Source organism: Bacillus siamensis KCTC 13613, from assembly GCF_000262045.1.
In the GTDB taxonomy this organism is placed as follows: domain Bacteria; phylum Bacillota; class Bacilli; order Bacillales; family Bacillaceae; genus Bacillus; species Bacillus siamensis.
The window spans coordinates 1-13670 of sequence record NZ_AJVF01000047.1; the positions used below are offsets into that span (position 1 = coordinate 1).

3 protein-coding genes are annotated in these 13670 nt (G+C 49.5%); all 3 read right to left on the reverse strand.

Translation table 11 applies throughout. The annotated features are described in order from the left end of the window. A partial coding sequence (locus tag Y79_RS0119745; protein WP_016939211.1) for a condensation domain-containing protein occupies positions 1 to 1851 on the reverse strand: 1851 nt, incomplete at its 3' end. Positions 1852 to 1866: 15 nt separating this feature from the next. Beyond that, complete coding sequence (locus Y79_RS0119750) at positions 1867 to 9564, reverse strand: non-ribosomal peptide synthetase (protein ID WP_016939212.1); 7698 nt, start codon at positions 9562 to 9564, stop codon at positions 1867 to 1869. Between the two features lie 25 nt (positions 9565 to 9589). Then, the coding region (locus Y79_RS0119755) for a non-ribosomal peptide synthetase (protein WP_016939213.1) at positions 9590 to 13670 on the reverse strand (4081 nt) is incomplete at its 5' end.

Consider the following 13670-nt stretch of genomic DNA (forward strand, 5'->3'; position numbering starts at 1 on the left):
TGTTCCCGTCGAACCGGACGTGTAAATGATATAAGCGAGCGAATCGGCATCCGCTTCTTCAGAGACAGCCCCTGTCTCCGCCTCACCTGTAAGGGCAGAAAGAGACACTTCTAGCGTTTCGCCGGAAAAATCGGGAACGGATAACCCCGACTGTTGAAGCAGGAGACAGGCGCCGCTGTCTTTGAGCATATAGCGCAGCCTGTCCTCCGGATATTCCGGATCAAGCGGCACGTAGGCGCCGCCTGCTTTTAACACGGCAAGCACTGAAATCACCATCTCCGGCGAGCGTTCAGCGAGCACGCCGACCATGCTTTCTTTGCGGACGCCTTTTTGGCGGAGCCGAACAGCGAGCCTGTCTGTGTACCGGTCAAGCTCGGCGTACGTCAGCATACCGTCTGGGAAACGGAGCGCCGGACGATGCGGCGAAAGCGCAGCGCGGCGGGTAAACAGCCCGTGAAGCGTCGGAGCCGGCGGTTCAGCCGTTTCTGTCCGGTTAAACCCATCCAGCATATTTCTGGCTTCACACGCATCCAGCAATGCGATCTCGGAGGCGCTCATTTCAGGGTCGGAAATGACTGATTTCATCATATGCCGTAAAAAGGTTTCAATCTTCTTCATAAAAACACGATCGTATATACCGGTATCAAAGTTTAAGCGGATATAAAGAGAACTTCCCGGAATCACCTTTACGCTGCATCCGTAGTTTGTGACTTCCTCCATCGTGAAATCCTCTACCGCAAAATCAAATGAACCGGCCTGACTCACATTTTCAATTTCACGCTGGGCCGGCACATTTTCAAACACGATAATATGGTCAAACAGCGCCTGCTTCAGAGGGCTTTGCGCCTGAATGTCATACAGCGGATAATAGCTGTACGCTTCTGCTTGCAGAGTCTCCTGCTGTAAATGCCTGACGAGCTCCAGGAAGGAAAACGAACCGCTTTTTACCCGCACGGGAACCGTATTGATAAACAGTCCTACCATTTTTTCTACGCCCGCCAGATCCGACGGCCGGCCGGAAACGACAGAACCGAAAACGGCGTCTTCACAGCGGCTGACTCGCTGCAGCAAAATGCCCCACAGTGCCTGAAACACCGTATTCAGCGTCGCTCCCGCCCTTGCCGCAATGTTCTTCAGCTCATTTGTCTGCTCTTCAGAAATAGTGAAAACAGCCTGCTCAAGCTCGCCGTTTGGTTCCGCGGATTTTTTCGGAAGAGACGACGGTTGCTCAAGATCGGCAAGTCTCGTTTTCCAAAATGACTCGGCTTCTTTACGATCTTGCTTCATGAGCCATTTAATATACTTTCCATATGGCTGAACAGGCTCGAGAGACGGGAGCCGCCCGTCTCCGAGAGATTGATAGATCATCAGAAATTCCTTCATAACAATTCCGAAGCACCAGCCGTCCATGACGATATGATGGTGGCTCCAAATGCAAACATAGCGTTCGGGCGCTTTTTTCAGAATGGAGACTCTCATGAGAGGGTCTGATTGCAAATCAAAGCCTTTATCTTTGTCTTCTTTACTGAACCGGTCGGCATACATGTCTTGCGCCTTCTCATCCAAATGAGAAATATCATGAAACTGAACGCGGCTCGGCCTGTTATTTAACACGACTTGGCGGGGCTTCGCCACATTCTTATGAATAAACGTCGTACGGAAAATATCGTATCGTTCAAAAACAGCATCTATACTTTTTTGGAATCGTTCCCGGTCAAGCTGTCCGCTGATCGTAAACACTGCTTGTTCGAAGTAGGCTCTTGAGTCATGATCCAAAAGAGAATGAAAAAGCATGCCCTCCTGCATAAAAGATAAAGGGTATATATCTTGTATTTCCGGTTGCTGCCCCATTGCGCCTCTCCTTTTCTATAGTTTGTTGACGGCTCCCATAATGTCACTCAGATCTTCCAGCGTTAACTCTTCATCACTGAAATCAGCAGCGCTCCATTCACGCTCCTCTTTGCCTGTGCAATGCGTGATGATCTGCTTGAGAAAAGTATGAAAATGCCCCGTCAAAACTTCAATCGTTTCTTTTTGATAATGAAAACGGTTATACACCACATTCAAGCTGAGACATTCCGATGATACGGAGCCGCTGATATCAAGTGTGTACGGACGTTCCCAGTCTGGGCTGACTTCATTTCCCGCTTTTACGGGAGAAACATCGAAGCCGGTTGAACGGATCTCCCGGTCAAACTGCCCCAAATAGTTAAAACTGATTTCAGGAGAATCAGATTCAGCCTCTTCCCAGAATTTGCTTATATATTTCAGCACCCCGTATCCCGCTCCTTTATGCGGAATGCGGCGCATCATATCTTTTGTCCGCTTAATGTGATAACCGAGACGCCCCCCGTCATCAGCCTGATCTTGAAAACTTGCGTCAACCAATACCGGATAAATTGACGTAAACCAGCCGATGGTTCTGCTGATATCAAGATGCTCCAGATGCTCTTCCCTTCCGTGGCCTTCCATGCTGATTTTGAATGTCTCGTTTCCGGTCCATCTGTTCAGCGCAAGGCTTAACGCCGCAAGCAATAATTCACCTGTCTCCGTTGTGTATGCCCTGTTTGCCTCCGTTAACAGCTGCTCGGTCTCCTGTTTTGTCAATGTAATGGTCATCACATCTGTATCTTTAAGGAGATTGGAAGAGATGCGGGCATCTTTCGGAAGCGGTTTGACCGCTGCTTCTTCTCTTTCAGACCAGTAATCTGCTTCCTGCAGAAGCCGGCGGCTTTTTGCATAATCAGAAATCTGCTTTGCATAAGTCTGATAGGAATCAGTTTTCGCCGGAAGAACGGCTTCTTTTCCAACAAGCGCCTGCCTGTAGCACGCGGTGAGATCTTCAAATAAAATCCGCCATGACACTCCGTCAATGACAAGGTGATGAATGGAAAGCAGCAGATGATCGCCATCTGCGGCGTAAAATAAACCGACAGCTACGAGCGGACCCGTTTCCAGCCGAATGGAAGATTGTATACGGGCGGCCGCCTGTTCAATTGCGGCGTGCTCCTCTTGTAATGACCCTTTCCCTCTCACGTCAAGCGTTTCAAACGTAAAGAGTTCTTCATCAGAAAGGTTCTCAGCTCTGTTATATTGCATCACCGATCCATTTTGCGTGCCGCATATCATCCGTAATGCGTCATGATGAACCGCCAGATGCGCCAGCGCTTTTCTCATGGCAGATTCATTGATTCTGTCCGCACTGCGGAGCATAACGGTCTGATTAAAATGATCATGCGGCAATGATTGTGACAAGAACCAGTGCTGGATCGGCGTCAACGGCACTTCTCCCGTGACGGGAGCCTGATCAATTACGCGGCGGACTTTCCGGAGCCGCATCGACACCTCTCCCAGTGTCTGATGCTCAAACAGCTCACGGACGGTCGTTTCGTAGCCCTGCTGCTTCAGCCTCGCACATACTTGCAGCGCTTTAATCGAATCTCCGCCGAGATGGAAGAAATGAGCATTGGGGCCAAGGCCTTCAACACCTAAGAGTTCCTCCCAAATGTCAGCCATCATTTCTTCAGTTTCATTCCTCAGGCTGATATCATCTCCGGGATTTTCGTTTAATTCAGGCTGCGGGAGCGCCTTCTCATCCAGCTTCCCATTCGCCGTCAGAGGCAGTTCATTAAGCTCTGTCAAGCGTGCGGGAATCATATATTCCGGCAGGAAAGCTCTGAGAGAGGCCTGAACCTCTGCTTCTTTTAACTTTTCGTTTCCGTGTAAGACGGCATAGGCGTAAATGGAGTGCTGACCGTGCTGATCAGCACGTGTGATCACGGCGGCCTCTTTCACGAAAGAAAGCTTCTGCAGCGCTGATTTAATTTCCCCCAATTCAATTCTGTGGCCTCTGACTTTTACTTGCGCATCTTTCCGCCCGACATACTCCAGCTCGCCATTTGAGAGCCTTTTGGCGATATCGCCCGTCCGGTAGAGCCGCATGCCGGAAACGTGCGGATTCGGGATGAAACGGGAGGCAGTTAAATCATCTCTATTTACGTATCCCCTCGCGACGCCTTCTCCGCCGATATAAAGCTCACCGGGAATTCCGATCGGCTGCGGATTCATATAGGCGTCCATGACAAAAGCATGAAGGGTTTCCAGCGGTCTGCCGATATTGCTTTTATTTCTCTCAATATCTTCCATATTCAGTTTTTTGTATGTGACGTGAACCGTGGTTTCCGTAATGCCGTACATGTTCACAAGCTCCGTCTCCGGGTACTTCTCTTTCCAGCTTTTCAGCATGCCGGGCTGAAGCGCTTCTCCGCCGAAAATGACATATCGAAGCTTCAGCTTGTCCGTATGCCCGGCTTCTTCATGAATGAGTCCGGAAAAAGCCGTCGGCGTTTGGTTCAGCACCGTTACGCCTTCACTTAGCAGCAGCTGCCGGTACAAATGCGGATCACGGGCTGTTTCTTTCGGCACGATGACTACTTTTCCGCCGTATAAAAGCGCACCGAATATTTCCCAAACAGAAAAATCAAAACAATAGGAATGAAACAGCGTCCAGACGTCTTCTGGCCCAAAATCAAGCGGCAGCCCTTTATGTGTGATAAGGCTGATGACATTGCGGTGTTCCGTCATAACGCCTTTCGGTTTCCCCGTTGTGCCCGATGTGTAAATCACGTAAGCCGGCTGTTCAGGTGTTATCGTTTCTTTCGGACTGTCTGCTGAGACAGATTCAGGCTTATCAATGTATAAAACCGGCAGACCGTCCATTCCGGAAATCCCAAGACCCGATTGCGTCAAAAGAACACGCGCGCCGCTGTCAGTCAGCATAAATGAAATCCGCTCGTCCGGATATTCAGGATCAATCGGCAGATACGCCCCTCCCGCTTTTAAAATACCGAGAATCCCAATCAGCATATCCGGAGATCGTTCAGTCATCATCCCGACAATCTGTCCGGAGCGGAGCCCGTTTTCTGAGAGCATATCGGCGATTTGATCCGCCTTCTCATTGAGCTCGCGGTAGGTGAGACGCTCATCGGCCATGACGGCTGCGATTTGATCCGGCGTTTTTTCCGCCTGTGTTTCAAATAAACTGACGATCGTTTCATGCCGCGGATACTCAGCCGTTTGATTATCAGCTTCCAGAAGCATCTGCCGCTCGTTTGTGTCCAGCAAATGAATATCAGACAGCTTCCGATCGTAATCCGACGCGATTTGTCCTAAAAGCTCTTTAAAATGACCGGCCCACCGTTCGATCGTTTCTTTTTCAAATAATGCGGTACTGTATTCAAAATGAAAATCCAGGGCGCCATCCAGCCGTTCCTCAGCATGTAGCGTCAAGTCGAATTTTGAAATGTCATGCTTCACTGCATGTGCAGAAACGGATAAGCCCGGAAGATTCACTTTGAAATCATCACTGTTTTGCAGAACGAGCATGGCATCAAACAGCGGATTGCGATTGACTTCCCGGTGTGTATCAAGCTTTTGGGCGAGTTCTTCAAACGGGAATTCCTGATGTTCGGCTGCGCCGAGGGCGAGCATTTTCACCTCTTCTAAATAAGCGCGGAATGTCTTATCACCTTCCGGCCTGCTTCTCATGGCCACGGTGTTAACAAACATGCCGATGACCCCTTCAAGCTCAGCGCGGCTTCTGCCTGCCGCAGGTGAACCGATGACAACATCTTCCTGTCCGCTCAATTTAGACAGGAACAGGGAATAGCCGGCCAAAAGAATCATATACAGCGTGGAACCCGTCTCATCCATGAGCCGGCGCAAATTCTCCGCCGTTTCCTTTTGAAGACGCGTTCGAACCGCGGATCCGCTGAAATCAGGAAACTGAGGGCGCTTTTTATCCAGCGGCAGATCAAGAACGGGAATGTTTTCCCCGAGCGCATCCAGCCAATACCGCTCATGTTTTTTGAACTCTTCAGCGGCAGACCGGTCATGCTGCCAGACGGAAAAATCTTTGTACTGCAGTTTTAACGGCCGCAATTCCTTCCCTCTGTACAAATCCGTCAATTCCTGAATCAGAACGCTCATTGACACACCGTCTGCGATAAGATGATGCATATCGAGCAGCAGAAAATGGCGGTCTTCATTGACTTTGGCTAAAGTCACCCTCAAAAGCGGCGCTTTTTCCACGTCAAACGGCTTAACGAAAGTTTCCAACGTCTCGTGAAGAAGTGACTCGGACGGCATGTGAAGCTCTGTGAGTTCGAGCTCCACATGTGAATGTATGTGCTGCATCGGCTCCCCGTTTCGTAACACAAATGATGTGCGTAACGCTTCATGCCTTTGCAGCAGCGCTGAAAAGGCTTCTTGCAGACGGTTCCGATTGAGCCTGCCGCTCAGTTCCAGACAAGCGGGCATATGATAGCCCGTGCTGTCCGCCGCAAGCTGGTGAAGGGCATAAAGCCTTTTTTGAGCAAAAGATAACGGGTACAAGTCCTTCGTCTTTGCAGGCGTGATTTCCGCATATTCTCCTCTTTTCTTCTGTTCAAGGAAGCGGGCCATGCTCTCAATGGTCGGATGTTCAAAGACATGGCGGACGGCAAGTTCAATTTGCAGCCGTTTATGTATATTTGAAACAAGTGATGCGGCTTTCAGCGACTGTCCGCCGATTTGGAAGAAATCATCTCTCATACTGATGCGGTCCCGTTTCAGCACATCTTGCCAAATAGACAGCATCTCAGTCTCAAGCATCGTGCGGGGCGCTTGATAATCACCGGTTCTCACAGCTTCTTCCGGTTCAGGAAGCGCGGCCCTATCAAGTTTTCCGCTCGCAGACAGCGGCATTTCCGTCAGTTTGGTAAAGCTTCCCGGTATCATATAAGCAGGTAATGTCCCCGCCAATTCGGCGTGCGGATCAAATGTCACACCCGCGTTTTGCAGTACGACATAAGCTGCAAGCTCCTGATCTCCGTCCGCCGTTTTGCGCACGGTAACTGCCGCCTCTTTTACCCCGGACAGACTTCTGAGTGCCGTTTCGATTTCTCCTAATTCGATTCTATAGCCTCTCACTTTCACCTGATCATCAAAACGCCCCATATATTCAATCGTTCCGTCCGGTAAAAACCGGGCTGCATCCCCCGTTCTGTACAGCCGTTCACCTTCACGAAACGGATGAGGGGTAAAGGCTTTATCCGTCAGCTCTTTTTGCTGAAAATATCCGTGTGCAAGACCTTTTCCTGAAATACACAGTTCACCGACGGCTCCGACCGGCTGCAGCTGGACACCGTGCATGATATAGACGGATGTATTGGAGATCGGGCGTCCGATCGTAATCCGGCTGCTTTTTTGCAGATTGCGCAGGATCGTCGCTGCCACACTGTTCTCCGTCGGGCCGTATTCATTCAGCAGCTCGGCATTCGGGCATATATTCCGGCTCGCTTCCACGATATCAGGGGTTGCCGCTTCCCCGGCAAATGTCACCGCCCGAAGCGTCTGTGCATCTTTTTTTGTCAGAGAATCAAGCAGGACGCGATAAAGGGACGGAACGATCAGAAGATGGCTTACCCCGTGGCGGGCAATTTTCTGTTTCATTGAAAGAACGTCTTTTGCATCGTCTTCATCAGTCAACAGTACACAAGCGCCGGACAGCAGCGGAGTGAAAAGACTTGTCAAAGAGCCGTCAAATACGTATGAAAAAAGATGAAGCGCTATGTCGCCTTCTGACATGCCGTATTCTTCACGCCGCCATTGCAATGTATTGCTGATCGCTTTGTGTTGTACAAGCACGCCTTTCGGACGGCCTGTCGTTCCCGAGGTGTAAATGACATACGCCCAATTTCCGCTGCCGGACACCGGCGGAAGCGGCCCGGTCTGCCGGGAAACCGTTTCCTCCAAGATGACGACGTTTCCCTTAAAATGCGGCGGAATGAGAGGAAGCAGGTCTTTTTCAGTCACGAGCAGTGAAGCTTCACTGTCTCTCAGCAAAAATGAGATCCGTTCAGGCGGATATTCCGCATCAATCGGCATATAAGCGCTGCCCGATTTCCAAATTCCGAGCAGAGCGGCGACCGTATTCATCGATCGGCGCAGCATAACAGCGGTAATCTGATCGGGACGGGCGCCTTTTTCCCTTAACGCATGCGCAATCTGATTCGCCCGCTGATTTAATTTCTTATAGCTCCAGCTTATCCCGTTATATCTCAACGCTTCCTGGTCGGGCGTTTTGGCAGCCTGTTCTTCAAAAAGCCCGTGAACGGTTGTCTCAGGATACGGACGGCTTGTGTCGTTAAACGAATGAATCAAGGCCTCTTCCTCCGGCGGCACGAGACTGATGCTTGATAAGAGCCTGTCCGGATCCTCTGTTACACAGGAGATGACCTCAAGAATATGCCCTTTGATCCGTTTCATGTCCTCCCGATCATAAATGTCAGCATTGTAGCTGAATTTCACATAAAACTCTTCCCCCGGAACGATGACGACGTTGAGATCATAGTTCGTTTCTTCCGCCATCGAAAAGTTTTCAAGAGAGAGCGCATGGCTTTCAGTCTGCTGCCAGCCGTTTACCGCAGCCTGCATCTGAACCGGATAATTTTCAAAGACAAGGATATGGTTCAAGAGATCTTTTTGCAGACCGCTCTCGTTTTGAATGTCATAAAGCGGATAATAGCTATGCTCTTCCGCTGCGAGTGAATCTTTTTGCACTGCTTTAACAAGCGATGCAAAAGTCATATCCTCAGCTGCGCGCACCCTCACCGGAACGGTATTGATAAACAGCCCGGCCATGGATTCAATGCCGCTGATAGCTGACGGCCTGCCGGAAACAACCGAACCGAAGACCGCATCTTCAGTCCCGTTGTAACGATGGAGAAGCAGGCCCCAAATGCCCGTAAATATAGTATTCAGCGTGACCCCGATGCCCCGGGCTATGTCTGTCAGTTTTTGTACGGTTTCAGGCTCAAGGGAAAATTGAAAATGCTCAGATGTATAACCGTTTTGCGCCGGCTTATTCTTCGTTTGCGGAACAGAAACGGTTTCTCCGTAATCTTTCAAATAGCCGGACCAGAACGCTGACGTTTCTTCTTTATTCCGGCTTCGTAGCCATTTGATATAAGTGCTGTAAGGATTCGGACTGCCGAGGTTTACAGGCCGCCCGTTCCGGATCGAATAATACATGCTGAAGAAATCTTTCAGCACAATGCCCAGGCTCCAGCCGTCCATCATAATGTGATGGTGAGTCCAAACGCATGTATGGCGGTTTTTTCCCGTATGAAAAAGAGCAAGGCGCATTAAGGGGCCTTTTTGCAGATCAAACCCCTTATGCCGGTCGTTTTCCTTAAATTCGTCAATGATGCTTTGCTGCTGTTCTTCCGAATAATCTGAAATGTCTTCAGTCCGTACGGCAGTGTCGCGGCGCGAAAGGACTACCTGCTGCGGCCCTTCAAGGTCAGGTACTTCTTTTATGAAAATTGTTCTGAAAATATCATAGCGGCTGACAAGCATATCAAGGCTTTTTTGAAATGTATCAACGCATAAATCTCCGCTGACCGTAAATGAAATCTGCTCGACATATGCGTTTGATCCGGAGTCTAAAAGCGAATGAAACAGCATGCCTTCCTGCATATATGATAAAGGATAAATATCTTGGATTTCTGTCGCTTGTGTCACGAATGCCACACACCTTTTTATGAAATTAAAGTCCTTTTACGAGATCTTCAATGCTTGATAATGCTTGAGCGGTCAATTCCTTATGGCTGTAATCAGTCAATGTTTTTTCCCGCTCTTTCTTGCCAGAACAGTGGGCGATGATGTCCTCAAGATGAGTTTGGAAACGATTCATGAAAGACTCGACTGCCCCCGGTGCAAATACGCCGGTATAAACGGCTTTTACCTCCAGACGTCCGTCCGCCGTCATCGCGTTAATATCCAGGTCAAACTCGCGGATGCGCCCGGCCGCTATATCATGCTGCGGCTTGAATGGCGACATCTTCAGTCCTCCCTCAAGACCGTCAAACGCACCGAGATAGTTAAAGCTTATTTCTGGGTCTTTATAAAGAATGTTTCGCGAATATCTCAGCAGCCCGTAGCCGGTTCCGTAATGAGGAACCCGTCTCATCATGTCTTTTACCGTCTTTATACGGTGAGCGGTTTTTTCGCCTGAGCCGTCCGGCACTCTCATATCTAAGAGCACCGGATAAACAGATGTAAACCAGCCTGCCGTTCTCGAAATATCAATGTCAGGCATATGACCCTGGCGTCCGTGTCCTTCAGTGCTGATAAGCATCTGTTCAGAACCCGTCCACTCATGAAGCGCCATTCCAAGCGCCGTTAAAAGCAATTCATGAACATCCGTGCCGTATGCCTGCTGTGTTTCTAAAAGCAGCTGTTTTGTGAGCCCGCTGCTTAATCTCCACGATGCCGTGCGCGCGTTTTCCTGCATCCGTCCGGCATTTCCATCATTTATTTTCGGCAGCGGCGCTGTTTCAAAAGACATCACACTGTCCCAGTACGCGGCTTCTTCAAGCAGCGCTTTGCTTTTGGATATGTCAAAAAGTTGTTCGGCATATGTGATATAAGAATCGCTTTTCGGCGGCAGTTTGATTTGTCGGCCTTCTAATGCCCGCTGATAAGCTGTCTGCAGATCTTCAAGCAATATTCTCCACGACACGCCGTCCGTGATAAGGTGATGAATCGTGATTAGCAGATGGTCGGCTTCTTTCAGCCGGAACACTCCGAGATGAAACAGAGGACCTTGATCAAGGCGCATGGCCTGCTGTATTTCTTTTTCCTCGGCGGCTATCCGTTTTTCCGGCTGTGTTTCTTCTGAAAGATCTATGACGTTAAGCGTAAAGATTTCTTCATGCTGCTCTGTGATTCCGCGGTTATATTGAACAATTTCCCCATGCTCATTTTCAGTGAATGTCATTCGCAGCGCATCGTGATGTTCTGTCAGCGAGCGAACCGCCTGAGACAAAGCATTTATCTGGAATCTTTCTTCACTGCACAGCATGACTGATTGGTTATAATGAAGATCAAAAGCACCCGGTTCCTCAAAAAATCTCTTCTGGATCGGTGTCAGCGGAGCGCTTCCTTCTATCAGCCCCTGATCAGCCATTGCAACAGCCGGCGTGAGGTGCTTCGCGAGTTCTGCAATCGTCGGGAACTGAAACAAATCGCGGATCGACATGTTCCAGCCTTCTCCGGCGAGTCGGGCTGACACTTGAAGCGCCTTAATGGAATCTCCCCCAAGCTCAAAGAAAGAGTGATGAATTCCCGCTTTCTGAATATGAAGCACATCTTCCCAAATCCGGCATAACATCGCCTCTTTTTCATCGCCGGGCGCGACAAATGCCTGTGATGAATGTACCTCTTCTGCCGGCAGTGCCGATTTATCAAGCTTGCCGTTCAGTGTCAGGGGCATGCTGTCTAAACCGATAAGATGAGACGGCATCATATAAGCAGGAAGCTCCTGCATGAGAAACTCGCGAAGCGATGAGATATCAGCTGTTTTAGGTACGATGTACGCCGCTAATCTGCCCTGTCCTTCGGCATCCTTCATCACGGTAACAGCCGCTTCTTTGACTTGATCGTGTTTCAAAAGCACACTTTCAATTTCTCCCGTCTCAATTCTGTATCCTCTGATTTTTACCTGCTTATCAATCCGCCCTTGAAAACGAAGAGTGCCATCAGGCAGCCAGCAGGCTTGATCTCCGGTTCTGTAAAGTATTTCTCCCGTTTGAAACGGGTCGCTGAATGCGCCCTTTGTCAACTCCGGCTGTCCCCAATATCCTTTGGCAACGCCGGTGCCTCCGATATACAGTTCTCCGAAAACACCGATCGGCTGGACCTGTTTGTCTTTGTTTAAGACGTACATTTGCACATTTGGAAGCGGAACACCGATCGGCACATCATCTTCCCGCGGCTTTTCGCTCATTTTAGCTTCATAATACGAAGAATCAATTGTCGCTTCTGTTACACCGTAGCTGTTTATGATCCGCATGTTTTCTCCGAAACGCTTATGAAGCGTATAAAAATCCTTCGCTTTGATCATATCTGAGCCCAGCACCAGTACTTTTACACTTTGCAGCGCTAGTTTCCGGCGATATATATATTCCATAAACGGAACAATCAGCGCGGGTGTCGACTCCATAAATGAGATACGGTGCTGATCAATGAGCTGATAAAGCTGTTTCGGCTCAAGCCGGACGTCATCCGGACAAATGACAAGCGTTCCTCCATTTAGCAAGGCGCGGGCAAGATCTCCTGAAAAAACATCAAATGAGAAACTCGCCATCTGCAGCACCTTGACCGGTATACGGTCAAGCTCATAAATGCTGCGCCATGCAAGTGCTGCATGGGTAAAGCTGCGATTTCTGACTTCGACTCCCTTCGGCGTTCCCGTCGTTCCCGAAGTATATATGATATAAGCAGTATCATCCGGAGACACTGCCGGATGAATATTCTCCGCACAAATATCGTATTGTTCTTCCTGATCGAGCTGAATGAGCAACAAATTGTGATCCGCGAGCTGTGAAGCAAGCTCTTTGTATTCAGACTGCACCAACAAGACGGATGCCGCGCTGTCCTTTAATAAATAGCGAATCCGTTCCTTAGGATAATGTGAATCAATGGGGATATACGCCCCTCCCGATTTCATGACGGCAAGAACACTGACGATCGCTTCAATCGAACGATTTGCCAATATAGCAGCTCTTTTTCCCGGACCGAATCCATTTTTGTGTAATGTTCGTGCAAGCCGATTTGCCCGCTCATTAAGCTGCGAATAGCTGATCTGTTGTGTTCCTTCAATGACGGCCGTCTGATGAGGCGTTTCTGCTGCTTTCGCTTCAAATAGCTGATGGAACAGTTTGTTTTTTTCCGAGAACTCGGTTTGTGTATTATTAAATTCAGTCAGTATCTTTTGCTTTTCCTCTTCTGTCAACATATCAGCTTTTGATAGTGTGACTTCCGGTTCGGCGGCAACATGGCGCAAGAGATTCAGTAAGTGGCCCATCCAGCGTTCAATCGTTTCTTTCATAAAAAGCTCGGTGCTGAATTCCATTTCAAAGCGGATGTTTCCATCGGATTCAGCAGCTGATAAGGTCAGGTCAAAACTTGATACATCATGTTCGGTATGCTCTGATCGTGACGCCTTCAGCCCGGCCAGATTTATCTCCTCTCGCTCCATATTCTGAAGAATAAACATCGCATCAAACAGCGGATTGCGGCTCATGTCCCGCTGCACGCCGAGCCGTTCCACAAGCTCTTCAAACGGATAGTCCTGATGTTCATACGCCTCAAGTGCGGCCTGGCGGACTTCCGCCAAATAATCGGTAAACCGTTTGTCTCCTTTCGGCTCCGTTCTGATGGCGAGTGTATTGACGAACATCCCGAGAATCGGTTCAAGGTCTTTATGCGGGCGCCCGGCAATCGGCGAGCCGACGATAATGTCTTCCTGTCCGCTCAACCGCGCGAGCAGCGTATTGTACGCGGCGAGAAGCACCATGTACAAAGTGGAGCCGTGATCGCGGGCGATGCGGTGAAGGCCGGATGCCGTTTCAGCGTCAAGCGTGCACGATACGTTCCCGCCCGCAAAGCTTCTGACAGCCGGACGAGGCTTGTCAGCCGGAAGCTCAAGCACCGGAAGCTCACCTTCAAGCCGCTTCAGCCAATACGCTTCCTGCTTCTGATATCCTTCCTTTTCCTGAAATGCCCGCTGCCAGACGGCATAGTCTTTATATTGAAGACGCATCGGCGCAAGCGAGCGGCCGGCA